This window comes from Streptomyces sp. Z423-1 (assembly GCF_013009255.1).
GTDB lineage: Bacteria > Actinomycetota > Actinomycetes > Streptomycetales > Streptomycetaceae > Streptomyces > Streptomyces gossypiisoli.
The window spans coordinates 8,047,452-8,073,566 of sequence record NZ_CP053109.1 but is presented as its reverse complement, the minus strand read 5'-3'; the positions used below and the strand labels follow the sequence as shown (position 1 = coordinate 8,073,566).

Annotated in this window: 26 protein-coding genes and 1 pseudogene; 8 read left to right on the top strand and 19 right to left on the bottom strand. The window is 71.4% G+C overall.

The window, feature by feature from the left end; genetic code table 11:
- Nucleotides 1-65: 65 nt before the first annotated feature.
- The 5 genes from HJD23_RS36625 to HJD23_RS36605 all read right to left on the bottom strand — a co-directional run bounded on the left by HJD23_RS36625 (nucleotide 66) and on the right by HJD23_RS36605 (nucleotide 4,722).
- On the bottom strand, nucleotides 66-1,646 hold the full coding sequence (locus tag HJD23_RS36625) for an ABC transporter substrate-binding protein (protein WP_171107283.1): 1,581 nt from the start codon (nucleotides 1,644-1,646) through the stop codon (nucleotides 66-68).
- Nucleotides 1,647-1,874: 228 nt separating this feature from the next.
- Nucleotides 1,875-2,636: an SDR family oxidoreductase gene (locus tag HJD23_RS36620; protein WP_171107280.1), complete on the bottom strand. Its 762-nt coding sequence runs from the start codon at nucleotides 2,634-2,636 to the stop codon at nucleotides 1,875-1,877.
- A gap of 11 nt (nucleotides 2,637-2,647) precedes the next feature.
- Nucleotides 2,648-3,409: a 3-oxoacyl-ACP reductase FabG gene (gene fabG / locus HJD23_RS36615; RefSeq protein WP_171107278.1), complete on the bottom strand. Its 762-nt coding sequence runs from the start codon at nucleotides 3,407-3,409 to the stop codon at nucleotides 2,648-2,650.
- Between the two features lie 135 nt (nucleotides 3,410-3,544).
- On the bottom strand, nucleotides 3,545-3,961 hold the full coding sequence (locus HJD23_RS36610; RefSeq protein WP_171111318.1) for a DUF3037 domain-containing protein: 417 nt from the start codon (nucleotides 3,959-3,961) through the stop codon (nucleotides 3,545-3,547).
- A 5-nt stretch (nucleotides 3,962-3,966) separates the two neighbouring features.
- On the bottom strand, nucleotides 3,967-4,722 hold the full coding sequence (locus tag HJD23_RS36605) for a HipA family kinase (protein ID WP_171107276.1): 756 nt from the start codon (nucleotides 4,720-4,722) through the stop codon (nucleotides 3,967-3,969).
- A gap of 127 nt (nucleotides 4,723-4,849) precedes the next feature.
- Between HJD23_RS36605 and HJD23_RS36600 the strand changes: the two genes are divergently transcribed.
- Entirely contained in the window at nucleotides 4,850-5,311 is a 462-nt protein-coding gene (locus HJD23_RS36600) for a Rieske (2Fe-2S) protein (protein ID WP_171107274.1), read from the top strand.
- A gap of 3 nt (nucleotides 5,312-5,314) precedes the next feature.
- Here the strand turns inward: HJD23_RS36600 and HJD23_RS36595 are convergent, their stop codons facing one another.
- The gene (locus HJD23_RS36595; RefSeq protein ID WP_171107272.1) at nucleotides 5,315-5,956 is read right to left on the bottom strand and encodes a cysteine hydrolase; all 642 of its coding nucleotides are present in this window, start codon (nucleotides 5,954-5,956) and stop codon (nucleotides 5,315-5,317) included.
- Between the two features lie 130 nt (nucleotides 5,957-6,086).
- Here HJD23_RS36595 and HJD23_RS36590 point away from each other — a divergent pair, with 130 nt between their 5' ends.
- Nucleotides 6,087-6,554 carry a pyridoxamine 5'-phosphate oxidase family protein gene (locus HJD23_RS36590; protein ID WP_171107269.1) on the top strand — a complete coding sequence of 156 codons (468 nt, stop codon included), beginning with the start codon at nucleotides 6,087-6,089 and terminating at the stop codon, nucleotides 6,552-6,554.
- 7 nt (nucleotides 6,555-6,561) lie between these two features.
- On the opposite strand, the gene HJD23_RS36585 is transcribed toward HJD23_RS36590, so the two are convergent.
- Nucleotides 6,562-7,464, bottom strand: a complete 903-nt coding sequence (locus HJD23_RS36585; RefSeq protein WP_171107268.1) for a LysR family transcriptional regulator — start codon at nucleotides 7,462-7,464, stop codon at nucleotides 6,562-6,564.
- Between the two features lie 63 nt (nucleotides 7,465-7,527).
- Between HJD23_RS36585 and HJD23_RS36580 the strand changes: the two genes are divergently transcribed.
- Nucleotides 7,528-8,469 (top strand): DMT family transporter, encoded by a 942-nt coding sequence (locus HJD23_RS36580; protein WP_171107266.1) that lies wholly within the window; start codon nucleotides 7,528-7,530, stop codon nucleotides 8,467-8,469.
- A 100-nt stretch (nucleotides 8,470-8,569) separates the two neighbouring features.
- On the opposite strand, the gene HJD23_RS36575 is transcribed toward HJD23_RS36580, so the two are convergent.
- Both HJD23_RS36575 and HJD23_RS36570 read right to left on the bottom strand, forming a co-directional pair.
- Nucleotides 8,570-8,902 (bottom strand): glyoxalase superfamily protein, encoded by a 333-nt coding sequence (locus HJD23_RS36575; protein ID WP_171107264.1) that lies wholly within the window; start codon nucleotides 8,900-8,902, stop codon nucleotides 8,570-8,572.
- A 45-nt stretch (nucleotides 8,903-8,947) separates the two neighbouring features.
- Nucleotides 8,948-10,270 (bottom strand): aminotransferase class I/II-fold pyridoxal phosphate-dependent enzyme, encoded by a 1,323-nt coding sequence (locus HJD23_RS36570; protein WP_171107262.1) that lies wholly within the window; start codon nucleotides 10,268-10,270, stop codon nucleotides 8,948-8,950.
- Nucleotides 10,271-10,327: 57 nt separating this feature from the next.
- Here HJD23_RS36570 and HJD23_RS36565 point away from each other — a divergent pair, with 57 nt between their 5' ends.
- Nucleotides 10,328-11,032 (top strand): pyridoxamine 5'-phosphate oxidase family protein, encoded by a 705-nt coding sequence (locus HJD23_RS36565; protein WP_171111316.1) that lies wholly within the window; start codon nucleotides 10,328-10,330, stop codon nucleotides 11,030-11,032.
- 60 nt (nucleotides 11,033-11,092) lie between these two features.
- On the opposite strand, the gene HJD23_RS36560 is transcribed toward HJD23_RS36565, so the two are convergent.
- The 3 genes from HJD23_RS36560 to HJD23_RS36550 form a co-directional block, all read right to left on the bottom strand.
- Nucleotides 11,093-12,208 (bottom strand): EamA family transporter, encoded by a 1,116-nt coding sequence (locus tag HJD23_RS36560; protein ID WP_240980888.1) that lies wholly within the window; start codon nucleotides 12,206-12,208, stop codon nucleotides 11,093-11,095.
- A 190-nt stretch (nucleotides 12,209-12,398) separates the two neighbouring features.
- Complete coding sequence (locus HJD23_RS36555; RefSeq protein WP_171107260.1) at nucleotides 12,399-13,400, bottom strand: EamA family transporter; 1,002 nt, start codon at nucleotides 13,398-13,400, stop codon at nucleotides 12,399-12,401.
- A gap of 77 nt (nucleotides 13,401-13,477) precedes the next feature.
- Nucleotides 13,478-14,023 (bottom strand): Clp protease N-terminal domain-containing protein, encoded by a 546-nt coding sequence (locus tag HJD23_RS36550; protein ID WP_171107258.1) that lies wholly within the window; start codon nucleotides 14,021-14,023, stop codon nucleotides 13,478-13,480.
- Nucleotides 14,024-14,348: 325 nt separating this feature from the next.
- On the opposite strand from HJD23_RS36550, the gene HJD23_RS36545 reads away from it, so the two are divergent.
- Nucleotides 14,349-14,777 (top strand): SRPBCC family protein, encoded by a 429-nt coding sequence (locus HJD23_RS36545; RefSeq protein ID WP_171107256.1) that lies wholly within the window; start codon nucleotides 14,349-14,351, stop codon nucleotides 14,775-14,777.
- 67 nt (nucleotides 14,778-14,844) lie between these two features.
- Here HJD23_RS36545 and HJD23_RS36540 read toward each other — a convergent pair whose 3' ends face one another.
- Nucleotides 14,845-15,483 (bottom strand): PadR family transcriptional regulator, encoded by a 639-nt coding sequence (locus HJD23_RS36540; protein ID WP_171107254.1) that lies wholly within the window; start codon nucleotides 15,481-15,483, stop codon nucleotides 14,845-14,847.
- Nucleotides 15,484-15,668: 185 nt separating this feature from the next.
- Here HJD23_RS36540 and HJD23_RS36535 point away from each other — a divergent pair, with 185 nt between their 5' ends.
- A complete protein-coding gene (locus HJD23_RS36535; RefSeq protein WP_171107253.1) occupies nucleotides 15,669-16,478 on the top strand; it encodes a PhzF family phenazine biosynthesis protein in 810 nt (269 codons plus the stop codon).
- 7 nt (nucleotides 16,479-16,485) lie between these two features.
- Here HJD23_RS36535 and HJD23_RS36530 read toward each other — a convergent pair whose 3' ends face one another.
- Both HJD23_RS36530 and HJD23_RS36525 read right to left on the bottom strand, forming a co-directional pair.
- The gene (locus HJD23_RS36530; protein ID WP_171107251.1) at nucleotides 16,486-17,286 is read right to left on the bottom strand and encodes a type II CAAX endopeptidase family protein; all 801 of its coding nucleotides are present in this window, start codon (nucleotides 17,284-17,286) and stop codon (nucleotides 16,486-16,488) included.
- Between the two features lie 251 nt (nucleotides 17,287-17,537).
- Complete coding sequence (locus HJD23_RS36525; RefSeq protein WP_171107249.1) at nucleotides 17,538-19,055, bottom strand: glutamate--cysteine ligase; 1,518 nt, start codon at nucleotides 19,053-19,055, stop codon at nucleotides 17,538-17,540.
- A 564-nt stretch (nucleotides 19,056-19,619) separates the two neighbouring features.
- Between HJD23_RS36525 and HJD23_RS36520 the strand changes: the two genes are divergently transcribed.
- Nucleotides 19,620-20,213, top strand: coding sequence for a hypothetical protein (locus HJD23_RS36520; RefSeq protein ID WP_171107247.1), 594 nt, complete (start codon nucleotides 19,620-19,622; stop codon nucleotides 20,211-20,213).
- A gap of 430 nt (nucleotides 20,214-20,643) precedes the next feature.
- Nucleotides 20,644-20,850, top strand: a complete 207-nt coding sequence (locus HJD23_RS36515) for a DUF5999 family protein (protein ID WP_171107245.1) — start codon at nucleotides 20,644-20,646, stop codon at nucleotides 20,848-20,850.
- A gap of 109 nt (nucleotides 20,851-20,959) precedes the next feature.
- On the opposite strand, the pseudogene HJD23_RS36510 reads toward HJD23_RS36515, so the two are convergent.
- The 4 genes and pseudogenes from HJD23_RS36510 to HJD23_RS36495 all read right to left on the bottom strand — a co-directional run bounded on the left by HJD23_RS36510 (nucleotide 20,960) and on the right by HJD23_RS36495 (nucleotide 26,115).
- Nucleotides 20,960-22,102, bottom strand: a pseudogene (locus HJD23_RS36510) (family 43 glycosylhydrolase).
- Nucleotides 22,103-22,179: 77 nt separating this feature from the next.
- On the bottom strand, nucleotides 22,180-24,744 hold the full coding sequence (locus HJD23_RS36505) for a sensor histidine kinase KdpD (RefSeq protein WP_240980887.1): 2,565 nt from the start codon (nucleotides 24,742-24,744) through the stop codon (nucleotides 22,180-22,182).
- Nucleotides 24,745-24,746: 2 nt separating this feature from the next.
- On the bottom strand, nucleotides 24,747-25,430 hold the full coding sequence (locus HJD23_RS36500; RefSeq protein WP_171118502.1) for a response regulator: 684 nt from the start codon (nucleotides 25,428-25,430) through the stop codon (nucleotides 24,747-24,749).
- A 49-nt stretch (nucleotides 25,431-25,479) separates the two neighbouring features.
- Nucleotides 25,480-26,115 carry a potassium-transporting ATPase subunit C gene (locus tag HJD23_RS36495; RefSeq protein ID WP_171118500.1) on the bottom strand — a complete coding sequence of 212 codons (636 nt, stop codon included), beginning with the start codon at nucleotides 26,113-26,115 and terminating at the stop codon, nucleotides 25,480-25,482.

Genomic DNA, 26,115 nt, shown 5'->3' with positions numbered 1-26,115 from the left:
TGTGCGGTCGGTTCCAGAGCACAGAACCTACCGGCGACCACTGACAACGTACGCCGCGGGCGGCCTCACCAGCTGGTCTTCCGGTACAGCTCCCACACCATCATGATCGTCGACGGGTCCAGCGCGCGCTCGGCGCCGGCGATCTCCTCGCTGGCCGCGACATACTGCTTGCCCTGCCACAGCGGAAGCAGCCGCGCGTCCCGGACGAGGATCTCCTGGGCCTCCTCGAAGTCGGCCTCCACCTGGGCGCGGTCGCTCTCGCGGCGGGAACGGGGCAGCAGCTCCTCGGTGATCTTGGGCGCGGGGTAGGGCGTACCGAGGGCGTTCTGTTCGCCGACGAAGGGCGCGATGTAGTTGTCGGCGTCCGGGAAGTCGGGGAACCAGCCGCGCCCGAACACCGGGTACTCGCCCTTCTGGTAGCCCTCGGCGTACGTCTTCCAGGTGTCCCGGCTCTTCAGGGTGATCTCGAACAGCCCCGAGGCCTCCAGCTGGCGCTCGAGCTCCTTGAACAGGACGGCGGTCTCGGAGCCGTAGCGGTCGGTGGTGTACCAGAAGGTGAGGGGGACAGGGTCGGTGATACCGGCCTCGGTGAGGATCGTGCGGGCCTTGTCGGGGTCGGGGTCGCCGTAGTCGTCGAAGAAGCCCGTGGTGTGGCCGGTCAGGCCCTTGGGGACCATGGAGTACAGGGGGTCGACGGTGTCCTTGTAGATCTTGTGGGCGATCGTCGCCCGGTCGACGAGCTGCGCGATGGCCTTGCGTACGGCCGGCTTGGCGGCCCATTCGTCCTTCGGGTTGAACACCAGGTAGCTGATGTCGACGCCCGCGCCCTCGACGAGTTGCAGGGTCTCGTCGGCGCCGCCCTGGAGAGCGACGATGTCATCGGCGGCGAGGCCGCGGTAGGTCAGGTCGATGTCCTGGTCGCGCAGTGCCTGGACCATGGCAGCGGAGTCGTCGAAGTAACGGATGGTGACCGCATCGTTTCTTCGCTCGGCGAAGCCCTTGTAGCTGTCGTTGCGCACGAGTTCGGCCCGCGCGCCCTCGTCGTAGGAGTCCAGGGCGTACGGTCCGGAGCCGGTGACACCGCCGTCCTCGCGGAGGCGGTCGGCCGGGTAGTCGTCGGGGTCGACGACGGACATGGCGGGGGTGGCGAGCACGAACGGGAAGGTGGCGTCGGACGTCTTGAGGTGGAAGACGACCTCGCGGTCCCCGACCGCCTGCACCCGGTCCAGGCTGCCCAGCAGCCCGGCGGGACCGCCCGGCGCGTTGATGGCCAGGATCCGGTCGATGGAGTGCTTGACGGCCTGCGCGTCGACCGCGTCGCCGTCGGAGAAGGTCAGCCCCTCGCGCAGCTCACAGCGGTACACCCGGTTGGTCGAGTCGGTGAACTCGCAGCTCTGGGCGGCGTCGGGCTGGGGCGAGGTGGCGCCGCTCGGGTAGCTCAGCAGCGTCTGGTAGATGTTGCGGAACAGCTCCCAGGAGCCGTCCCAGGAAGCGGCCGGATCCAGCGTGCTGGGGGCGCTGGTGGTCCCCACGACGATCGGACCCCCCTCGGCGGGGTCACCGTCCGAAAACATGCCACACCCGGCCACCAGGGATATGGAAGCGATCGCCCCCACTTGCCGCAGGCCTCGGTTCCGGTTGAACACGCGCACGCTCCTCGATCTGCCATACCAAGGGTCGGCAGACCCTATCGCAGGCGTGGACGGCCTGAAACGCACTTGCACGAGGTTGTTGATCACGTTCCGCATGACGACGTTGTCATCGGCCGGTACGGCGACGGCATGTCGACAGGGCGCCGTTTCCGTCAACGCAATCGCGTCACGCGACCACCCGTCGACGGAAACGGCGCCCCTGTCCGAAAAGGCCCGGTCCGGTCAGCCGACCCCGGCGTTGAGGAAGATGCCGCCGTCCACGACGAGCGTCTGCCCGGTGATCCAGTCGGCCTGCGCCGAGGTGAGGAACGCGGCGGCGCCGCCGATGTCGGAGGGCACGCCGAGCCGGCCCAGCGGGTAGGCCGCGGCGGCCTCCGCCTCCCGGCCCTCGTAGAGGGCCTGCGCGAACTTGGTCTTCACCACCGCCGGGGCGATCGCGTTGACGCGCACCTTGGGCGCGAACTCGTGCGCCAGCTGCAGGGTCAGGTTGATCATCGCGGCCTTGCTGATGCCGTACGCGCCGATGAAGGGCGAGGCGGAGACGCCGGCCACGGACGCGATGTTGACGATGGCGCCGCCGTTGTCCTTCTGCCAGGCGTGCCAGGTCTTCTGGGCGAACCCGAGCGCCGAGACGACGTTGGTCTCGAAGACCTTGCGCGCGACATCGAGGTCGAGGTCGGCGATCGGCCCGAACACCGGGTTGGTACCGGCGTTGTTGACCAGGTAGTCGACCCGGCCGAAGGCCTCCATCGTGCGCTCGACGGCGACGGCCTGGTGGTCGACGTCGTGGGCCTTGCCGGCGACACCGATCACCCGGTCGGCGCCGAGCTGCTCGACGGCCTCCTTCAGGGCGTCCTCGCCCCGGCCGGTGATGCAGACGCGGTCACCGCGTGCCACCAGGGCCTCGGCGACGCCGTAGCCGATGCCGCGGCTGGCGCCCGTGACGAGCGCGACCTTGCCGGAGAGTTCGGGAAGTTCAGTCATGTCCGTGCCCCCTAGTCGAGCGGTCCGCCGGCGACGTACAGCACCTGGCCGGAGACGAAGCCGGCCGCGTCGCCCGTGAAGAAGGCGATGGCGTTGGCGATGTCGTCGGGCTCGCCGACGCGCTGGACGGGGATCATGGAGGCCGCGGCGGCCTTGAAGTCCTCGAAGCCCATGCCGACCCGCTCGGCGGTCGCGGCGGTCATGTCGGTGGCGATGAAGCCGGGGGCGACGGCGTTGGCGGTGACGCCGAACTTGCCGAGCTCCTTGGCGAGGGTCTTGGTGAGGCCCTGCAGACCGGCCTTGGCGGCCGAGTAGTTGGCCTGGCCGCGGTTGCCGAGCGCGGAGGACGAGGAGAGGTTGACGATCCGGCCGAAGCTCGCGTCGACCATGTACTTCTGGCAGGCCTTCGACATCAGGAAGGCGCCGCGCAGGTGCACGTTCATGACGGTGTCCCAGTCGGCGACGCTCATCTTGAACAGCAGGTTGTCGCGGAGCACGCCCGCGTTGTTGACGAGGATCGTCGGCGCGCCGAGCTCCTCGGCGACGCGGGCGACGGCTGCCTCGACCTGCGCCTCGTCGGAGACGTCGCAGCCGACCGCGATGGCCCTGCCGCCGGCCGCGGTGATCTTCTCCACGGTGTCCTTGCAGGCGGCCTCGTCGAGGTCGAGCACGGCGACCGCGCGGCCCTCGGCCGCCAGGCGTACGGCGGTGGCGGCGCCGATGCCGCGCGCGGCGCCGGTGACGACTGCGACCCGCTGCTCAGTGGTGGACATTGCTGCTTCTCCTCGCCCTTGGGATGCGGCTCAGCGGCACGCTCCTCGATGAGCGACCGCTTAGTACCTTCAGCAGACGTGACGCTAGAAGCCCTGGCACCCGGTGTCAACGGCCCATCGGGTGCATGTGATCCATCACCTCACGAGCAGGTCGAGCAGCCGTTCGGTCTCGGCCGCCGGATCGGTGGTGAGCCCGGTGTGCACCGGACCGGGCTGGACGACCGTGGAACGGGGCGCGATCAGCCAGCGGAAACGCCGCCCGGCGTCGTCCCCCGCCGCCTGCCCGGCCGCCTCCCCGCCCCCGCACACGCCCTCGACCGCGCGCAGCGCGGCACGCACGCCGACCACGTCCGCGTCCGGGTCCAGGGCCAGCAACCGGGCCTCGTCGAGGTGGGTGCGGGCGCCGACGTACGCCTTGGCGCGGCAGTACACGAGCACCCCCGCGTTGATGCACTCGCCGCGCTCGATGCGCGGCACGACGCGCAGCAGGGCGTACTCGAAGACGTCCCGGCCGCCGCCCTGGCCCGCCCTGGTGATGTGGCGCTCGCTCAGCTCGCTCACTTGGCCCCCTCGATGCGTTCGTGGATGACGGCGGCACGCGCGAGCAACTCGCGTGCGTAGGCCCGGCGCAGGTCGTCCGGCGTGTCGAAGCCGGGCTCGCCGGTCAGCCAGGCGTCGGGGATCTCGGCGGTGACCTCGGCCAGCAGTTCCTCGGTGACCAGGGGCGCGAGCGCGGCGGCGGCCGCGGCGACGTCCGGCGCGAAGGAGCACAGGGCGTGCTCGGACGCGTCGTACGGGCGGGCGGCGAAGGCCGCGGCGCCGGGCCAGTTGTGGTGCCAGATCATGGTGGCGCCGTGGTCGATGAGCCACAGCTCGCCGTGCCATATCAGCAGGTTGGGGTTGCGCCAGGAGCGGTCGACGTTGTTCACCAGCGCGTCGAACCAGACGATCCGCCCGGCCTCCTCGGGGCTCACCGCGAAGGCGAGGGGGTCGAAACCGAGCGCGCCGGAGAGGAAGTCCATGCCGAGGTTGGTGCCGCCGCTAGTCCTGAGCAGCTCCTGGACCTGCTGGTCGGGTTCGCCGAGCCCGAGGACCGGGTCCAGCCGGACGGTCACCAGGCGGGGCACGCGGAAGCCGAGCCGGCGGGCGAGTTCGCCGCAGACGACCTCCGCGACGAGTGTCTTGCGGCCCTGCCCGGCGCCGGTGAACTTCATCACGTACGTCCCGAAGTCGTCGGCCTCGACGAGTCCCGGCAGCGAGCCGCCCTCACGGAGCGGTGTGATATAGCGGGTCGCGATGACTTCCTTGAGCATCGCCCCAGGCTACTGGGGTGTTCGGGTGAAAGTTCGCCGTGGCGGCTGAACCCGGGCCGCCTTGCGGCCGTACTGCTGAACAGATCAGCTAGGAGATCAGGAACCGTCCGCGGAAGGAAACTTCAGCATGTCCAGCGAATCGCTTCACACCGAGTCGGGTCCGGCCCGTCGTACTGTCATGGCGGCGGCCGGGGCCGCCGGCCTCGCCGTCGCGCTGACCGCGTGCGGGTCGGGCGACGACTCGTCCGGATCCGGTTCCGAGCCCGGTTCCGAATCCGGTGCCGGGGCCGGTGCAGGCGCCGGGGTCGGCACCGTCCTCGGCAAGATCACCGACGTCCCCGAGGGCGGCGGGATGGTCTTCGGCGACGTGGTGGTCACCCAGCCGGCGGCGGGCGACTACAAGGCGTTCTCCTCCAAGTGCACCCACCAGGGCTGCGCGGTGAAGGACGTCAGGGACGGGGTCATCATTTGCCCCTGCCACGACAGCCACTTCTCCGCCACCGACGGCAGCGTGCAGAAGGGTCCGGCGACCCAGCCACTGGCCGCCGAGAACATCACCGTGGAGGGGGACGAGATCCGTCTCGTCTGACGGTCAGCGCCTGCGCGGCCGTTTGAAGCAGCCGAGCACCTCGTCCGTGGTCGCGACCGTGGCGACCAATGCGAGGGTGTTGCGGATCATCGCGGGGGTGTAGTCGGCGGGCACCCCCGCGACCGCGTCGGCCGGCACCACGGCCGTGTAGCCGAGATTCACCGCGTCGAACACCGCGTTGGGCACGGCCACGTTGGCGGAGACGCCGGTGACGATCAGGGTGCGGCAGCCGAGGTTGCGCAGCAGCGCGTCGACGTCGGTGCCGTGGATCGGCGACAGGCCGTGCAGCCGTCGTACGACGAAGTCCTCGTCGGCGACCTCGATGGGGGCCGCGACGCGCACCGCAGTGGTGCCGGCCAGCTGCTGGACGGGCAGCCGTTCGGCGGCGCGGAACAGGCGGGCGTTGCGGCTCGCGCCGCGGCCGTCGGGGCGGCGTTCGGCGATGGCGTGGATCACCTGGATGCCGCTCTCGTGGGCGGCGGCCACCAGCCGGGCCACCTTGCCGAGGGCGCCGCAGGAGCGGAACTCCTTCGCCAGTTCCGGCAGGGCGCTGTCCGGGCCGACGACGCCCTGCTGGCACTCGACGGTGAGGAGCACCGTGGTCGCGGGGTCGAGCAGTTCGCTGAGCTGTTCGGACGACGGCATGGTGCCCCCTCCTGGCCGGCGGTGTGGGAGCGGGTGAGATTAACCACCATTGCACGGGGACGGAAGACGGCCCATCCTTTCTGACATACCGTCAGTTGCCGTTCTTTCGAGGGGAACCGAGGGGAAACACATGACAGCCACTCAGCGCCGGGGCCGGAAGATCATGATGACGCCCGGTGAGCTGGACGAGTTCCTGACCAGCCAGCGCACCTGCCGGGTCGCCACGGTGTCGGCCGACGGGGCGCCGCACGTGAGCACGCTCTGGTTCGCCTGGGACGGCACGTCGATGTGGCTGTACTCCGTGGTCCGCAGCAAGCGGTGGGCCGATCTGCGCCGCGACCCGCGGGTGGCGATCGTGGTCGACACCGGGGAGGAGTACGACGAGCTGCGCGGCGTCGAGCTGTCCGGGACCGTCGAGTTCGTGGGCGAGATGCCGCGCACCGGGGAGCTGTGCGCCGAGCTCGACGTGCCGGAGACGTTGTTCGCCCGGAAGAACTTCGGGCTGGAGGAGATGCCGCACGACGGGCGGCACGCCTGGGTGCGGCTCACGCCGTCGAAGACGGTGTCCTGGGACTTCCGCAAGCTGGGGTCGCTGTAGCGGGCGGTCAGCCGACGCTCTCCCCCGCCGCGCGCAGCGCCGCGACCGCCGCCCGGATCGACGGGCGGCGGTCGGCGTCCGCCCGCCAGACGACGTACACATGCCGCCGCACCCGCTGCTTCAGCGGCACGGTGACGACCCCGGCGGGCATCGGACGGCGGCCCAGCAGCGGGGCGATGCACACGCCCAGCCCCGCGGCGACCAGCGCGAGCTGGGTGTGTGTCTCGGCGGCGCGGTGGCCGAGGATCGGCTCGACGCCGCGTGAGCGCAGGGTGAACATCAGCCACTCGTGGCAGAACTCGCCCTGGCCCCAGGTGATCCACTCGTCCTCGGCGAACTCCCCCAGGTCCACCTCGTCCCGGCCGGCGAGCGGATGCCCGGCGGGCATCGCCACATCGGCGGGGTCGTCCAGGATCGACGCCTTGACCAGGCCGTCCGGCAGTGCCATCGGCTTGTTGTACCAGTCCAGCACCACCGCGAGGTCGAGGTCACCGCGCACCACGCCCTGGATGCCGCGCTCCGGCTCCAGTTCGCAGGTGCGCAGCCGCAGCCCGGGATGGGCGGCGCGCAGTGTGGCGAGCGCGGTGGGGAACAGGCCGCGCGCGGCGGTCGGGAACGCCGACAGACGCAGCTCACCGGCGACCTGGCCGCGCTGTGCCTCCAGGTCGGACTGGGCGAGGGCGACCTGCGACAGGATGCGCGCCGCGTGCTCGGCGAGCAGCCGGCCGGCGTCGGTGAGCCGGACGCCCCGCCCGTGCTTGGCGAGCAGTTGCTGGCCGACCTCGCGCTCCAGCTTGGCCAGCTGCTGGGAGACGGCCGAGGTCGTGATGTGCAGCCCCTCGGCGGCGCCGCTCACCGAGCCGTGCCGGGCGAGAGCGTCGAGAGTGCGGAGACGGTCCAGGCTCAACATATAAGCAATGCTACGAGGTACAGCGTGCGAAATCTCGCTTGTGCTACGAGATTGGCTTCCAGCATGGTTGTTGGCGTGACCACCACAACGTCCCCATCCACCCGCAGCCCGGTCCGAGCCACCGTCCGCCGCACGATCGACTGGCGAATCCGCTTCGCCGCCCTGTCGCTGGTCTGGGGATTCAGCTTCCTGCTCATCAAGGTGGGCACCGACGGCTACGCCCCCTTCCAGGTGACGCTCGGCCGTCTGGTGTTCGGTACGGCGGTGCTCGCGGCGGCGCTGGCCATGAAGCGCGAGCGGCTCCCGCGCGGGGCGCGCACCTGGGCCCATCTGACGGTCGCCGCGTTGCTGCTCAACGCGCTGCCGTTCTCCCTGTTCGCCTACGCCGAGCTGACGATTCCGTCCACGCTCGCCGGCATCTGCAACGCCACCTCACCGCTGTGGGGCATGGCCCTGTCCCTGGTCGCCCTCTCCGAGGACCGGCCCACCCGGGTCCGGGTCGCGGGCCTGGGCCTGGGCTTCCTCGGTGTGCTGACGGTGCTCGGCGCCTGGCAGGGCTTCACCGGCGTCGACCCCACGGGCACGGCCCTGGCGCTGCTGGCCTCGCTCAGCTACCCGATCGGCTGGATCTACGTCCGCCGGGCGCTGGCCGGGTCCGGCGACTCGCACCTTTCCCTGACCGGGGCCCAGCTGCTGCTGGCCACGCTTCAACTGGCAGTCGTCACGCCGCTGTTCACCAGCATGCCGACCCGCTTCCCGGTGGTGCCGCTGCTCGCCGTCGCGGCCCTGGGCGCCCTGGGCACGGGCCTCGCGGTGCTGATCCAGTACGGCCTGGTCGCCGAGGTCGGCCCGACCACCGCCCAGATGGTCACCTACTTCATCCCGGTCATCGCCACGGCCGCGGGCGTCGCCATCCTCGGCGAGTCGCTGACGTGGTCGATGCCGGTCGGCGCGGTGATCGTCCTCGCGGGGGCGGCGCTGACGCAGGTGCGGTCGCGGAGCTGATACGGCGGTCAGTCCTTCGCCGGGCTCGCTCAGTCTCCCGGGCTCGCTCAGTCTGCCGTGCTCCCTCAGTCTGCCGTGCTCCCTCAGTCTTTGGGCTCCCTCAGTCTTTGGGCGTGCCGATCCGCAGCCGGTTGCCGTCGGGGTCGCGCAGTTCGACCTCGCGGGCCCACGGGGCCTCATGCACCGGCACGCCGAACTCGGCGGCGACCTCGTCGACGTCGGCGAGCCGCAGATAGACCAGCGTGTCGGGCCGGGCGTCGCCGGTGTGCTCCGACAGGAACAGGCTCACCGGCCCCCGGGCCACCTCCACGAACGCCGGGAGTCCCGGCTCGAAGCGGTGCTCCCACTGCTGGGCGAAGCCCAGCCGCTCGTACCAGCGGACCGCTGCGGCGGCGTCGGTCACGCGCAGGATCGGGATGACGTCCTCGTCCATGCCGCCATCGTTCCAGAGCCCGCCCCTGGTTCGTCCCAGAGGCCGCTACACGTAGCTGCGCACCGGCGCCGGGCGGACGGCGGCCGCGATCGCGTCAGCCAGTGGTTCCGTCTCGGCGTCGGTGAGAGTCGAGACGGTGACCCGGATGCCGGGCGGGGCGCTCATCCGGAAGCGGGCGCCGGGGGCGACGGCCCACCCGGCGTGCAGCAGCCGGGCGACGGCCGTCGTCTCGTCCGGCACCGGGATCCAGACGTTCAGGCCACTGCGCCCGTACGCCGTCACCCCGCGCCGCGCGAGCGCGTCGATCAGCGCGTCCCGGCGCCGCCCGTACGCCGCCGCCACCGCCGTCGGGTCCACCACGCCGTCGGCCCACAGCCGCGCCACCGCCCGCTGGGTGATCCGGCTGACCCAGCCGGGCCCGAGCCGCTGCCGTCCACGCACCCGGTCCAGCGTGACCTCGTCACCGGTGAGCACGGCGAGCCGCAGGTCGGGGCCGTAGGCCTTGGCCGCCGAGCGGACGAAGGCCCAGTGCTGGGTGACGCCGGCCAGGGGGTGCAGAGGCAGGTCGACGATGCCGTGGCCGTGGTCGTCCTCGATCAGCAGGGTCGCAGGATGCTGTCGGAGCACGGAACGCAGGGCACGCGCGCGTGCGGCGGTCAGCGCGGCGCCGGTGGGGTTCTGCGCGCGGTCCGTGACGACGAGGGCCCGGGCGCCCGCCTTGAGGGCGCGCTCCACCTGCTCGGGGAGCGGTCCGTCGTCGTCGAGGGCGACGGGGAGGGTGCGCAGGCCGAGCGCGGGGACCAGGTCGAGCATGCCGCCCCACCCGGGATCCTCCACGGCGACGGCGTCCCCGGGCTTCAGGTGGGCCGCGAGGACCCGCTCGATGGCGTCCAGCGATCCGGAGGTCACCGCGATCGGGCCCGCGGGCACTCCCCCGGCGTCCAAGTCGGCCCGGGCGAGGCGGGCCAGCTCGGGCTCCACCGGCTCGTCCCCGTACAGCACCGGCGCCCGGTCCGCCGCGTCCGCGAAGACCGCCGCCAGCGACGGCAGCAACGCCGGGTCCGGGTTCCCGGCGGCCATGTCCCGCACGCCCTCCGGTACGTCCACCCCGAGCTCCTCGCGCCCGGTGGTGGCCGGTTTGTGCCGCACCCGGCTGCCGCGCCGCCCGTCGGTCTCGATGACCCCGCGCTCCCGCAGGATCCGGTAGGCGGCGGCCACGGTGTTCGGGTTCACCCCGAGCCGGGCGGCCAACTCCCGCAGGGGCGGCAGCAGTTGCCCGGGTTCCAGCTCGCCCGCCGCCACCGCGCGCTCCACACTCGCGGAAATCTCCGCTGCGCCCCGGCCTTTGATCGGATACTCTCCTAGCACAAAGCCAAGTATGCACTAGTGCAATGAGGATGCCAAATGCAGGAGACCCAGGAGACGATGCGAGAGACCCAGGACACGACGCCGGGCGCCCGGGATACGACGTCGCCACCCGCCGCCTACACCCCGACCGACCGCACCGTCCCCACCCGCTCCGCGGACCGCGCCTCGTACGACAAGGAGCTGGTGCACGCGATACTCGACGAGGGCTACGTCTGCCACCTCGGCTTCGTCCGCGACGGCGCGCCGGTGGTCCTGCCGACGCTGTACGGCCGGGTCGGCGAGCGCCTCTACGTGCACGGCTCGACCGGCTCGCGTCCGCTGCGCATGACCGGCCAGGCCGACCCGGGTCTCCCGGTGTGCCTGACGGTGACGCACGTCGACGCCCTGATCCTGGCCCGCTCGGCCTTCCACCACTCGATCAACTACCGCTCCGTCGTGGTGCACGGCATCGCCCACGACGTCACGGATCCCGAGGAGAAGCGGCTGGCGCTGGACGCGCTGGTCGACCGTGTCGTGCCGGGCAGGTCGCGCGACTCCCGGCCCGCCAACAAGAAGGAACTCGCCGCCACCGCCGTCATCCGCCTCGACCTCGACGAGGTCTCCGCCAAGCTGCGCACCGGCGGCGTCAACGACGAGCCCGAGGACCTCGCCCTTCCCCACTGGGCGGGCGTGGTCCCGCTGCGCAAGGGCTACGAGACGCCGGTCCCGGACGCCGATCTGGCGCCCGGGACCGAGGTGCCCGACTACCTCGCGGCGCCGTGACCCCACGGGGTCGGCCCGCCCCGGGGAGGGGCCGACCCCAGTGCGCCCTGCGGCGGGCGGTCAGCCGATGGCGGGCTCGGCCCGCGCAGCGCGTGCCTCGGACACCGCGAGCCCCGCGACCGAGCCCAGCATCAGCAGGGTGCCGATCAGGGTGGCGGTGGTGAGCTGTTCGCCGAGCAGGGTGACGGCCAGGACCGCCGCGCTGACCGGCTCCAGCAGCATGATCACGGACACGGTGGCCGACCGGACGACGGCCGCGCCCGCGAAGTAGAGGGCGTAGGCGAGGGCCGTGGGGATCGCCGCGATGTACACCACGAGCCACAGCAGCAGGGCGGGTTCGGCGGTGTGCGGCACCAGCCCCTCCGCCAGCGCGAACGGCAGCAGGCACAAGGTCGTGACGGCGAACGCCCAGACGGTGGTGTCGGAGGCGTCCGCACCGCCGCCGCGGCCCCAGTAGCGGGTGAGCAGGGTCATCGCGCAGTACCCGGCGGCGGACAGCAGCGCGAGCACGACGCCCCACGGACGTACGGCGGTGTCCTCGCCGCCGAGTACGAGCACCCCCAGTCCGGTGAGCGCCCCGGCGACGGCCAGGACGCCGGGGCGACCGAGCCGCTCGCCCATGGTCAGCCGCGCGCCGAGCGCGATGAGGACGGGACCGGCGCCGAGGGTGACGACGGTCGCGACGGCGAGGCCGGTGGCGGCCACGGCGGCGAAGTAGGCCGTCTGGAACACCGCGAGCCCGAGTCCGGTGACACCGACCCGGAGAGCCTTGCGAGCGAGCGGTTCGGGGGCGGCCGAGGTGGCTCGGGAGCGCGAGGTTTCGGAGGCGACCGAGGTAGCTCGCGGACCCGAGGCTTCGCAGCCAGCCGAGGCAGCTCGCGGACCCGAGGCTTCGCAGCCAGCCGAGGCAGCTCGCGAGCACAGGGCTTCGGAGGCGGCCGAGGTGGCCCGCGGGCGCAAGGTGGGGACCGCGCCGGGACGTGGGCGCAGGTGACGGGCCGCGAGCAGCAGGAGCAGGCCGGCCGCGCAGCGCCAGAAGGACAGGGCGACGGAGCCCATGTCGCTGGCGCGGTAGACCAGCGAGGCGGCCGCGCCCGCGGTGCCCCAGGCGGCACCGGCGACGATCAGATACAGGAGGCCTCGCCCGACGGGCAGGCCGGAAGCAACAGTGGACACGCGTGTTCTCCGCAGTTGCGCAGGAGCGCAGAAGTTCGGGAAGGACCACCGCTCAGCGGGGTCCGCGGACGACTTCCGCGGGCAGCACCGTTCGGCCCGGCGAGATCACGCCGAGCAAGGATGTCCGGAGGGCCCGCCTCAGGCGGCCGGAGGCGGAAGAACGCGTGCGTCCGAATGCATGGTCAGCACCTTATGTAGCCGTACCCCGGGCCGACAACTCGCGTTCGGGCCCGCCACCGGCCGCCACCGGCTCCGCAGACCCCTTCGCGGGCGTCGACGACTGCGCGATGAACGCCCCGGCGAGAACGACCAGGCCGCCCACGATCTGCGGCGCCGAGAGGTGCTCCCCGAGCAGCACCCAGGCCAGGACGGTCGCGATGACCGCCTCCAGGCACGCCACCACGCCCGCGACCTGCGGGGAGAGCCGGCGCACGGAGAGCACGCCGGTGACGTACGCGACGACGGTCGCGACCAGCACGATCCAGGCCAGCAGTGCGACGGCCGGGACGGCTGTGCCGTCCATGTGCGCGGAGTCCGCGAGCACCGACCAGTCCATGCTCCAGGGGCGGGCCACGACGGTCAGCACGGCGGCGCCGATCAGGAGGCCGTACGCGATCACGCCGAGCGGGTCCGGGGCGTCGGCGCCGGAGTCGCCGCCCTGGTCGGACAGCACGAAGTAGCCGACCTGGCAGCAGGCGGCGCCGAGGGCGAGCAGCAACCCGAGGGCGTCGAAGCCGAGTCCGGCCCACACCTCGACCACGCAGGCGAGGCCGCCGACCGCGAGGACCACACCGAGCGCCGCCGCACGCGTCACCGGCCGCCGCTGAACGAACCGCACCCAGCCGAGCACCAGGGCGGGCGCGAGGTACTCGACGAGCAGCGCGACCCCGACCGGGATGCGGGAGATCGCGGCGAAGTAGCAGGCCTGCACACCGGCGACGGCCAGCAGTCCGAACCCGGCGAGCAGCGCGGGGCGGCGGCGCAGCAGCGCGCGGTGGCGCACGGCGAGCGGCAGCATCACCAGGGCCGCGCCGGCCACCCGCAGCCACACCACGTGCAGCGGGTCGAGGCCCGCCTCGATCAGCGGCTTGGCCGCGACTCCCGATCCGCCGAAGGCGAGGGCCGACCCGAGCGCGAGGGCGAGCCCGGCGCCCTTGCCGCGGCCGCCCCGACTGCTGACTGACGTATGCACCCGGACATGATGACAGGCGACGACATGACCGTCACCCCTGATGACTCCTGTCTCACCGGCTGGACGTCCGGCACGGGTCAGCAACCGGCTTCGGGGCCTCCGATGTATTCCTGTGAGCCGTGCTCGATCCGCATGAACAGCTCGGGCACGTCCACCCCGGCGCGCTCCAGCACCTCCACGGCCCGCGACCGGGGGTCCACGACGATCCCCACGAGCAGATCGACCCCGCGGGCCGGGCCGTCGCCGCGACGCGCGGCGCGCTCACCGGCGTACGACATCGCCGTGGCGGCCAGCGGCGAGTAGCCCGCGGCCTCGGTGACGACCGGGATCGCGCCGGAGTCCTCGACGGCGCTCTGCCAGCGCAGGCCGTAGCCGATGCTGCGCTGCACGAGATAGCCGAGCAGCCGGGCGATCTGGGGCTCGCCGTCGAAGGCGGCGCGCACCTGGGGGTCGTACTCCAGAAGCGAGTGGAGCAGATGGGCGGTGTCGATCTGCCGGTCCCCGTCCCGCACGGCCCGCCTGCGAGCAGCCGCGACCACCGCTGCCAGCTCGGCGCTGAGCCTGGCATCGTTGTCCACACCGGAGTGTTCGTCGGCCTGCTGCCGGGGGATCGGGGATTGCACAACCCCTACCCCATCAGCCCCCTTGGATCCGGTCATCCCCGGCCAGAACCATTTTCGCGTCCCACACCCAGCGGACATCCCCGGCGGGAATCTCCTCCTTACGGATGAGATCAGGCCGTATCGGCCATGGGGGCGCGCGCCGCCTTGCCATGCGCCCCCAACGCGGCCATCATGCCCCGTCGACCGCCTCACACCGCTCGCACCGCTCCGTATCGCTAGTACCGCTGAGCGCGCCCCCGATTCCTGACGGTTCATCAGTATTGAATGTTGCAGGCCCTGCGGCTACGTTCCGCGACACCGAAGCCCGACACGAAGAGGTGGTCGCATGGCCGAAGTCAGCGCGGAGGCACGCATCGGGGCGCCGGCCGAGAAGGTGTGGGCACAGCTCACGGACTGGTCCGCATACGGGGAGTGGAACGCGACCCACACCAGCTTCCCCAAGGGCGGACCCGCCGTACTGGAGGGCGGCGCGACATTCCAGGAGAACATGAAGCTCATGGGCTTCCCGGCCGAGGTCGAGTGGACCGTGGAGGAACTGACACCGGCCCGGCTCCTGGCCATCCGCGGCAAGGGGCCGATGTCCGTGACGGTGGCCACGCGCTACACGCTGACCCCCGACGGCGACGCCACGACGGTGCGCATCGACGGGGAGTTCACCGGCGCAGCGGTCTCGCTGATGGCGGGCAAGCTCAAGGACTCGGCGACGGCCGCGCTGTACGAGTCGCTGCGCAAGCTGGCGGGGCTGGTGGCCTGAACGGACGGCATGGCAAAGCGCCCCGCGGATCGCTCCACGGGGCGCCTGTGGCGCCGTACGGCTGCTGTCAGTCCTCGTCGGCGAGGATCAGATACAGCTTCTTGCGGGCCTCGTTGATGACGGTAAGCGCCTTCTCGCGCTGCTCCTTGTCGCCGGTCTTCCAGACCTGGCTGAAGGCCTCCATCAGACCGAAACCGGCCTGGCGGATCTCGCCGAGGGCCTCCCAGTCGACGCCGCGCGAGGCCTCTTCCCAGGGGGCGTCCGGGCCTTCCTCGGCGGCCGCGCGGCCCGCCTCGGTGAGCGAGAACAGCTTCTTGCCGCCCTCGGTCTCGCTGGCGATCAGCCCCTCGTCCTCCAGCAGCTGGAGGGTGGGGTACACCGAGCCGGGGCTGGGCTTCCACGCCCCGCCGCTGCGCTCGGCGATCTCCTGGATCATCTCGTAGCCGTGCATCGGCCGGTCCTTCAGCAGGGCCAGGATCGACGCGCGCACGTCACCGCGCCGCGCCCTCCCCCTGGGCCCGCCGCGCCCTCGTCCGCCCCAGGGGCCGGGACCGAAGCCGCCGAAACCGCCCGGGCCGCCGTGGTGACCGAAGCCGTGCCCGCCCGGACCGAAGGGGCCGAAGGCCGCGCGCCGTCCGTCGAAGTCGCCCCGACCGTGCCGGGGACCGCCGTGACCGTGTCCATGCTCGTATCCGTGGCTGCGCATTTCCATCACTCCATCCGTTCGTTGATCTAGCGCAGATCTAGCGTTGATCTGTCGCGATGCTTCAACGATATATCGGAAGGCAGTCGGCTGGCAACCCTCCCCGGCAGACGCCGCATCCAGAAAACGGTCCAGAGATCGCGAATTGGCCTTGGTCTGCGGCTTTGGCCGCTCCTACCGTCATGGCCATGCGGATTCGAATCGTCGATGCCTTCACCGACCGCCCCTTCGCCGGCAACCCGGCCGGGGTCCTTCTCCTCGACGCCTTCCCCGAGGACGACTGGCTGCAGAAGGTGGCCCTGGAGGTCAACCACGCCGAGACGGCCTACGCCCACCCGCTGCCCGAGGGCGGCGAGGCCGACTGGGCGCTGCGCTGGTTCACTCCGGCGACCGAGGTCGCGATGTGCGGTCACGCCACGCTCGCCACGGCCCACGTCCTGCACACCACGGGCGCCCACGAGGGCCCGGTACGGTTCGCCACCCGCAGCGGCGTCCTCGTCGCGACGCCCCGCGACGACGGCTCGATCACCCTGGACTTCCCCACCGCCCCGCTCACGCCGGTCGACCTGCCCGAGGGGCTCGCCGAGGCCCTCGGCGCACAGCCGCGGGCGGCCTTCGACACCGGCCCGAACGTCGGTGACCTGCTGGTGGAGCTCGCCGACGAGAAGACCGTCCGCGCCCTGCGCCCCGACCACCAGGCCATCGGCGCCCACTCGACGCGCGGCGTCATCGCCACCGCCCGCGCCGAGGACCCGGCCCTCGGCTACGACTACGTCTCCCGGTGCTTCTTCCCGAACGTCGGCATCGACGAGGACCCGGTCACCGGCAGTGCCCACACCGCGCTGGCCCCGTTCTGGTCCGAGCGCCTGGGCCGCGCCGAACTGACCGGCCTGCAGGCATCGCCCCGCTCCGGCCGCGTCCGCACGGAACTGCGCGGCGACCGCACACTGCTGAGCGGCCGGGCGGTGACGGTGATCGAGGGCGAGCTGCTCGCGTAGCGGTGCCTCAGGCCGTGGGCAGCCAGTCCACCTTCCCGGCGAGCAGCGCGTATCCCACGAACGCCCCGATGTCGAGCAGCGTGTGCGCGACCACCAGGGGGCCGACGCGGCCCCAGCGCCGGTAGAGGTAGACGAAGACGACGCCCATCACCATGTTGCCGATGAAGCCGCCGATGCCCTGGTAGAGGTGGTACGACCCGCGCAGCACGGAGCTGGCCAGCAGCGCGGCGCCGGGCGTCCAGCCCAACTGGCCGAGCCGGCGCAGCAGGTAGCCGACGACGATGACCTCTTCGAGGATCGAGTTCTGCAGGGCCGAAAGGATCAGCACCGGGAACTTCCACCACACGTCGGGCAGGGCCTCGGGGACGACCGTGAGGTTGAAACCGAGGCCGCGTGCGGCGAGGTAGAAGGCGACGCCGGTGCTACCGATCACGGCGGCGACGACGGCTCCGCGCCCGAGGTCGGGCCAGGGACGGGTGCGGTCGAAGCCGAGGGACTTCAGGCTCCGCCCCTCGCGCAGCAGGAAGTGCGCGACGAGGGCGACGGGGATGAGCGCGGTGGCGATGCCGAACAGCTGCCAGGCCAGATCGAGCCAGGGGCGGCCGGGAGCGGCGGAGGCGTTGAGGGTGGCGGCCTGGTCCTTCAGCCCACCGGGTTTGGTGACGGACCCGACGAAACTGATGAAGGCGGACACGGCGCTGGCGCCCAGCGAGACACCGAGCACGAGCAGGGTCTCGTCCCGCAGCACCCGCCGCGACGGCACCTCGCCCGACGCGGCCCCATCCACGGTCCCCGCCTCACCCTGCACGCCTGCCTCCAGTCGAGTGGTCGCGTAACGCCCCCCATCATGGACTGTCGACGCCCGCGACCAGGCACCAGGGGCCGGACGCAACCAGCCAGCAGGGGCCGGACGCAATCAGGCTGCAGGGCCGACGGCCCCATGAGTTGTCCGCGCACGTCTCTTCTCCACCGCGGCGGCGACCAGCCACGACGGCGCAGACCGGCGGTGCCCGAACGAGATGGCCCGGCCGCTCGTCTCCGCCCGGCGCCGGACGGCACTCACCCCAACGGCGCAGCCTCCGGCAGCCCCACAGGCCACGTATGCACTGGCTCCCCCTGATGCATCAGCTCCGCATAGCGCCGCGTCGTCGCGGCCAGCGCGGCTTCCCTGGACAGGCCGCTCTCCAGGGCCCGGTGGAAGGTCGCGACCTGCCAGGACGCCCCGTTCACCCGGCGCCGGCAACGCTCGTCGATCACGCCGAGGTAGAGGTCCCGGTCGGCCGGTTCGACACCCCACGCGTCCAGCCCGGCCTCGGCGAGCGGCAGCAGCTCGTCGCGGACGAGACTCACCGCGTCGACCTCGGTCGTACCGCCGTACCGCCCCCGCCGCGGCCAGGTGAAGCGCGCCTCGATGCCGTACCGGCACGCGGCGTCGAAGTTGGCCGCGGCCGCCTCGAAGGGCAGCCGGGTCCACACCGGCCGGGAGTCCTCGGCGAGCGCGCGGATGACGCCGTAGTAGAAGGCGGCGTTGGCGATGACGTCGGTGATGGTCGGCCCGGCGGGCAGGACACGGTTCTCGACGCGCAGGTGGGGGACGCCGTCGGCGATGCCGTACACAGGCCGGTTCCAGCGGTACACCGTGCCGTTGTGCAGTACCAGCTCGGCGAGCTTCGGCACGCCGCCCGCGTCGAGCACGGCCAGCGGGTCCTCGTCGTCGCAGATCGGCAGCAGCGCGGGGTAGTAGCGCAGGTTCTCCTCGAAGAGGTCGTACGCCGAGCTGATCCACCGCTCCCCGAACCAGGTGCGCGGCCGGACCCCCTGTGCCTGGAGCTCGGGCGGGCGGGTGTCGGTGGACTGCTGGAACAAGGGCGGCCGGGACTCGCGCCACAGCTCCCGGCCGAACAGGAACGGCGAGTTCGCGCCCATCGCTATCTGCGGGGCGGCCGCCGCCTGCGCGGCGTTCCACACGTCGGCGAACCGCCCCGGCGTGACCTGAAGGTGCAGCTGCACGGACGTGCAGGCGGCCTCCGGCGCGATCGACTTCGACGTGCAGATCAGATGCTCCACACCGTCGATGTCCAGCGTGAAGTCCTCGCCCCGGGCGGCCACGATCTGGTCGTTGAGCAGGACGTAGCGGTCCACCTCGGACAGGTTCGAGGAGACCAGATCGTCCCGTTCGAGGGTCGGCAGAATACCGATCATCACGATTCCGGCGTCCACCTCGCCCGCTTTCCGGTGGGCATATGCCAGGGACGTACGGAGCTCTTCCGCGAGCCGGTCGAATACCCGCCCACCGAGCCGATGTGGGGCTATGTTGACTTCCAGGTTGAACATGGCGAGTTCTGTTTGGAAATCTCGGCTCGCGATCCTTTCCAGGACCTCCCCATTGAGCATTCTGGGCAGGCCGTCGGCACCGGCGAGATTGAGTTCGATCTCCAGCCCCATGAGGTTCTTCGGCCGATCGAACCGCTTCTCCGCCAGCAGCCGCTCCAGCCCCCGCAGGCACTGCCGGAGCTTCGTGCGGTAGCGCTGGCGATCGGACAGGTCGAACGCGCCCGCCACGACCTTCTCCCCCATCGAAGCGTCCCTCCTCGGTGGGCGGGCCGAGGATCCGGCCGCCGGTGTCCGGGTCAGGGTGGATGATGCCCAGCCCGAGCGATCCATAACGCCCCCGGTGAACGGCCGCAGTCGCTACTCTGGTCACTTGGGCCAAAGAAGATCGGCGGCACATTCACCGGGCATGAGGCGGCGTGCACTTTTCGCCGCCGCGGACCTCGTGAAAAACGCCGACGAGAATTAGCCGACCGTGGTGCGGGCATTCTCCGAGGTCATCGCCGTGCACCCCCTGCGGAATCGGGATTATTTCCACGTATCACCGACCGAATGGACTCTTGTGCGAGTGCCCGGAAGCGGTTAGACGAAACACCGGCTGAACAAATGTCGTATAAACTCGGTCGACAGGGCAGAAGGCTGGCGCCCATGGTCGGAGGAAACTGTCGTCGCGATCACGCCCGGCAGGCCTCACACCCACACCATCGCTTCGCAGACCCGGCCCCCGCCTCTCTGTCCCCGTGAGCTGACAGCGCCGTCCGCCCCCGCCCCCTCGCGCCGCCCTGCCTGTCGAATGAGAGGCGACCCACCATGCCGCTGCATGTCCCTCCGGCTCCCGCGCCCGCACTTCGCTCCGTCCTCACGGCCCTCGGTTCCCCCACCGCGGTCCGCGAGGCCCGAACCCCCGCCCTGCGCAGCGCCCAGGGCCCCGTCACGCCCGAGCTGCCGCTGCCGGTCCATGTACTGGAGCGGATCACGGCCAAGGGCGAGCCGGTCACCCGACTGGCAGGCTGGCGTTTCCTGATCCGCTCCGGCGACCACGCGGTGGCCGCGGCGGAGACGATGCTGACGCCGGACGGCTGGGCGTTCTCGCACTTCTTCGAAGGGCCGTACATCGTCTCCACCGAGCGTGCGCTGCGCCAGGCCGAGACGCTCACCCAGTCGTACCAACCCCGCCTGCTGTCCGTGCCGGGCCTGTACATGCTCACGCTCTGGCTGCACGGCGACTGCACCTCCGACGGCGCCGCCGGCCACCCCGCGGCGACCGATCTGCTCGTCCCGCTGGCCCCGGCTCCGCCCGGCATCGCGGCCCACCGCCCGCACCGGGTCGCCGAACTGCTCCCGGTGCTGACCCCCAGGGTGCCACCGGCCCCGCCCACCCCACTGCTCGGCTCACCGGCCTGACAGCCGACCGGAGGTCACGCAGCGAACCCCGTCTCCCGCACCCCGCCGCCGGACTCCCGGTGGCGGGGTGCGCCGCTGTTTCCGGCGTTTCCGGCGTTTTTCCAGCCGCGCAATTCGCTCGTCGGAGCCCTCCGCAACTCACCCGAGCAAAGACACTCGCTCGTACGAGTGCTCATTCGCTCGTACGAGCCGAAAAGCTGTCCGCCCCGCCCGGACTAGCCCCATCCGGCCACTCCGAACCACCCGATGGGACAGTGCAGTTGGGATGAACCATCCGCGCGGGTGAGGCGTCATCAACCTGTGAAGAAGCGGTGCAGCGAAATCCCTGCGGAAACTCGCCCGTAGGGCAACACTGGGTTCGACCGACTTATCGCAAACGGGGGCGGCCATGAACGACACAAACGACACAACAGAGCGAAAGATCCCTTCCATGTGCCAGCACCAACCACCGTGCCCGACCGCCGACTCCGCCGACCGGGAATCCGCCCGTCTCGTGGCGCACCACCCGGAGCAGGGCTGGAGCCTGCTGTGCAACGGTGTCGTCCTCTTCGAGGACACCGGTGAGCTCCTGCCGGACGGCCAGATCATCGCCCCGCACCGGCTGCCGGCCGGCACCCAGGTGATGACCGCCGCCTGAGCACCACAAGGAGCACCACGAGGGCGTTGCCACCGCGCACCGCCCGGACACACCTGGGGCCGGACGCGATTCCCACCGCGCACCGGCCCCGACGCGTGTCCGGATGCCGTCACTCCCCGTGGTCGCCCGCACCCGGATCGGGCACATAGTCGAACCAGTCGAACGCGGCACGGCCCTCGGTGACATACATCCCGATCACCCGCCCGGTGAAGCCACCGGCCACCTCGGTGGACAGATACCGTCCGTCCAACTCGGCCAGCACGATCCCGTCGGCCGAGAAGCCGATCGTGCGTTCGGTCAGCGAGCAGGAGCCGTCCGGGCGGCGGCGCGGTGAGATCCAGTACGGGGCGAGCCGCACGGCGTCGAAGTCGTCCCGGCCCGGCTCGGCTCGGCGGTGAGCGGGTGCCAGGCGGCCGGAGCCTCGTGGCGCTCCGGCACCGGGCCGACCCGTGGCCAGCCGTCCACCCACTCCACCGGGGTCAGGAACGTCTCCCGGCCGAGGACATGGAACTGGGGGAACCAGCCCTTCGGCCGGGTGCCCAGCAGCACCATCCACCAGGTGCCGTCGGGCGCCTGGACGAGGTCGGCGTGGCCGGTGCTCTGGATGGACAGGCCCATGCCGCGATGGGACAGGACGGGGTTGTGCGGCGCCGGTTCGTACGGTCCTCGCGGGGAGCGGGCCCGGGCGACGGAGACGGAGTGCTCACGTGCCGTGCCGCCCTCGGCGAGCAGCAGGTACCACCAGTCACCGATGCGGTACAGGTGCGGGGCCTCCGGGTCCTTCAGTCCCGAGCCGGACCACACCGGCAGCGGGCCTTCGAGCACCTTCCCGGTGCGGGGTCGATCCGCGCCACCGAGACCCCGGCGACCGCACACCAGCAGGACCCGTCGTCGTCCCAGGCGAGGTCGGGGTCGATGCCGGGCACCTCGACCCGCACCGGATCGGACCACGGCCCCTCGGGCCGTCACTGGTGACGATGAAGGTGCCCGGGCCGCCGACGTCGGTGGTGATGACGTGGAAGCGGCCGTCGTGGTGGCGGATGGTCGGTGCGTAGATGCCGCCGGACGCCGGTGTCTCGTCCGAGAGGCTCAACTGCCCCGGGCGGTCCAGCACGTTGCCGATCTGCCGCCGGTGCACGAGGTCACGGCTGTGGAAGAGCGGAACGCCGGGGAAGTACTCGAAGCTTGAGCACACCAGGTAGTAGTCCTCGCCGACCCGGCACACGCTCGGCGTCGGGGAAGGCGTGCAGATACGTGCGGCAGCGGTCGGGCACCTCGCCCTCGTGGAGGACGGTCCGGCCGGGCCCGGCGGGGTGATGCTGACGCCGTTCAGGCCGACGCTGACGGTGTGTTGACACCGTCGGTACGCCCCTGGGCCACCACAGTCGCGCCCCGTCCGGGTGCCATCCGCAGGCTCAGCACCATCGTGAGCCCGCCGCCCGGTGTGTCCTCGGCGTTGAGGGTGCCGCCCATGGCCTCGGCGAAGCCCCGGGCGACCGCGAGACCGAGACCGACTCCGGCACCGCGCGGGGCGTCGCCGTACCGCTGGAACGGCTCGAAGATGCGGTCCTTCGCCTCGTCGGGCACGCCCGGTCCCCGGTCCACGACCCGCACCTCGACGCGGTCGGCGATGGCGCTGGCGGCGACCAGCACGGGCGTACCGTCCGGGCTGTACTTGACCGCGTTCTCCACGACGTTGGCGACCGCCCGCTCCAGCAGGCCCTTGTCGACATGGACCATCGGCAGGGTCTCGGGGACGTCCAGTTCGACGCTGTCCTCGGGGACCCCGTCGAGTGCCATCGGCACGACCTCGTCGAGGTCGATCTCGCGGATGATCGGCGTGACCGTGCCGGTCTGCAGGCGGGACATGTCGAGCAGGTTGCCGACCAGGTGGTCGAGCCGGTCGGCGCCCTCCTCGATCGCCTCCAGGAGGTCCGCCTGGTCCTGCTCGGACCACTCGACGTCGTCCGAACGCAGCGAGGTGACCGACGCCTTGATCCCCGCGAGCGGCGTACGGAGGTCATGGCTGACGGCTGCGAGCAGCGCCGTACGGATGCGGTTGCCCTCGGCCAGCGTGCGGGCCTGGTCGGCCTCCTCCTGGAGCCGTCGGCGGTCCAGTACGACGGCGGCCTGGGCGGCGAACGCGGCCAGGACGCGCCGGTCCTCGGCGGGCAGCACCCGGCCCGTCAGGGCGAGCGACATGCGGTCGCTGACCGGCATGTCGACCTCCGCGTCCTCGGGGCACCCGGCCGTACGCGGTCCCACGCTGCCGGCGCACGTCCAGGGCGCCACCTCGCTCTCGCGCTCCAGCAGCGCCACCGACTCCATGCCGAAGGTCTCCCGCACCCGCTCCAGCAGGGCCTCCAGGCTGGTCTCGCCGCGCAGCACGTTGCCCGCGAGGAAGGACAGGATCTCCGACTCGGCCCTCAGCCGGGCGGCCTGGTGCGTGCGCCGGGCGGCGAGGTCGACCACCGACGCCACGGACACCGCGACGCCGATGAAGACCGCGATGGCGACGATGTTCTTCGGGTCGGCGATGGTCAGGGTGTGCACGGGCGGGGTGAAGTACCAGTTCAGCAGCACCGAGCCGACGACCGCCGAGGCGAGCGCCGGGAGCAGCCCGCCGAGCAGCGCCGCCGCCACGGTCAGCGAGAGGAACAGCAGCATGTCGTTGGCGAGGCCGACGCTGGGAGCGACGCTCGTCAGCAGGAAGGTGAGCAGGACGGGGCCGAGCGCCCCGACGAGCCAGCCCCACAGCAGGCGCAGACCGCCGAGGCGCGCGCCGCGCGCGACGGGCAGGCCACGTCCCTTGCCCGCCTCGTCGTGCGTGACGATGTGGACGTCGAGGTCGGGTCCGGACTCCCGGGCGACCGTCGCGCCGACGCCCGGTCCGAAGACGTACTGCCAGGTCTTGCGCCGCGACGACCCGAGGACGATCTGGGTGGCGTTCACGCCGCGCGCGAAGTCCAGCAGCGCGGCCGGTATGTCGTCGCCGACGACGTGGTGGAAGGTGCCGCCGAGATCCTCCACGAGGGTGCGCTGGACCGCCAGTTCCTTCGGCGAGGCGGCCGTGAGACCGTCGCTGCGCGCTATGTAGACGGCCAGCACCTCCCCACCGGCACCCTTCTCCGCCAGCCGCGCCGCCCGCCGGATCAGGGTCCGCCCCTCCGGACCGCCGGTCAGACCCACCACGATCCGCTCCCGCGAACCCCAGATCTTCGACACCCGGTGCTCACTGCGGTACTGCTTCAGGTACTCGTCGACCCGGTCCGCCACCCACAGCAGCGCCAGCTCCCGCAAGGCGGTGAGGTTGCCCGGCCGGAAGTAGTTCGACAGGGCCGCATCCACCTTGTCCGGCTTGTAGATGTTCCCGTGCGCCATACGGCGACGCAGCGCCTGCGGCGACATGTCGACCAGTTCGATCTGGTCCGCCCGCCGGACCACCTCGTCCGGCACGGTCTCCTGCTGCCGGACCCCCGTGATCGACTCGACCACGTCACCCAGCGACTCCAGGTGCTGGATGTTGACGGTGGAGATCACGTCGATGCCGGCCGCGAGCAGTTCCTCCACGTCCTGCCAGCGCTTGGCGTTGCGCGAGCCGGGGATGTTGCTGTGGGCGAGTTCGTCGACGAGCACCACCTTGGGCCGGCGGGCGAGGACCGCGTCGACGTCCATCTCGGTGAACACCGTGTCGCGGTACTGCAGTTCCCGGCGCGGGACCTGTTCCAGGCCGTGCAGCATCACCTCGGTGCGCGGCCGGTCGTGGTGTTCCACGAAGGCCACCACGCAGTCCGTGCCGCGCTCGATACGCCGGTGCGCCTCGGACAGCATGGCGTACGTCTTGCCCACGCCCGGTGCCGCGCCGAGGTAGATCCGCAGCTTGCCGCGTGCCATGTTCATCCTTCGAAGCGGTAACCCATGCCGGGTTCGGTGACGAGATAACGAGGGTGCGAGGGGTCCGCTTCCAGCTTGCGGCGTAATTGCGCCATGTAGACCCGGAGGTAGTTGGTTTTGTTGCTCCGGGAGACCCCCCAGACCTCCTGGAGCAGGTGCTTCTGCGTGATGAGCCGGCCTGGGTTGGTGACCAGGATCTCCAGCAGATGCCATTCGGTCGGGGTGAGCCGTACGTCGTGGCCGTCCCGGACGACCTTCTTGGCGAGCAGGTCGATGGTGAACTCGTCCGTCTCCACCAGAGAGGTCTCGGGGGCGAGCGGGGTCTCCTCGGTACGGCGTACGGCGGCCCGCAGACGGGCCATCAGCTCGTCCATGCTGAACGGTTTGGTGACGTAGTCGTCGGCTCCCGCGTCCAGCGCGGCCACCTTCTCGTCGGACGCCTGACGGGCCGACAGCACCAGGATCGGCACGCGGGTCCAGCCCCGTAGCGCCTTGATGACGTCGACGCCGTCCATGTCGGGCAGCCCCAGGTCGAGCATCACGACGTCGGGCTGGCGGGCGGCCGCCAGCCGCAGGGCGGTGGCGCCGTCGGGGGCGGCGTCCACTCCGTACCGGCGGGCCTGCATGTTGATCACGAGGGCCCGGACGAGCTGCGGGTCGTCCTCCACCACCAGCACCCGGGTCATGGATGTGCGCCTTTCCAGTCGTACGAGCCGCCATGATCGAACAACGCCGTCAACCGCTCTTCGCCGCGAGTTCCTTGAGCGCGATGTTGAGTTCGAGGACGTTCACCCGGGGCTCGCCGATGAAGCCGAGGGTGCGGCCCTGGGTGTGCTCGTCCACCAGCTTCTGGACCTCGGCGACGGCCAGGCCGTTCCGCTCCGCGATCCGGTGGACCTGGAGATCGGCGTACTGCGGGGAGATGTCCGGGTCCAGTCCGGAACCGGAGGACAGCACCGCGTCGGCGGGGACCTCGGACGGCTTCACCTTGTAGTCGGCCGTCGAGTTGTCCTTGATGACCTTGGCCTTGGCTTCCTTGACCCACTGGATGAGTTCGGCGTTGTCACCGGAGCGGTTCGTCGCTCCCGAAACGATCAGCTTGTACTGGGTGTTGACACTGTTCTCACCGAGCCCGTTGGCGGGGCGCGGCTGGAAGTAGTCCAGGCTGTAGTTCTGTTGGCCGATCAGGGCGGAGCCGACGACCTTGCCGTCCGCCTTGATCTCCGAGCCGTTCGCCTTGTTGTTGAACAGCGCCTGGGCCACACCGGTGACGGCCAGCGGATAGAGGATGCCGGTGAGCACGGTCAACACGAGCAGCGCCCGCAGGCCCGCCCCGAGCAACCGGCCCGTGTTCACGAGGGAGTTGTTCAT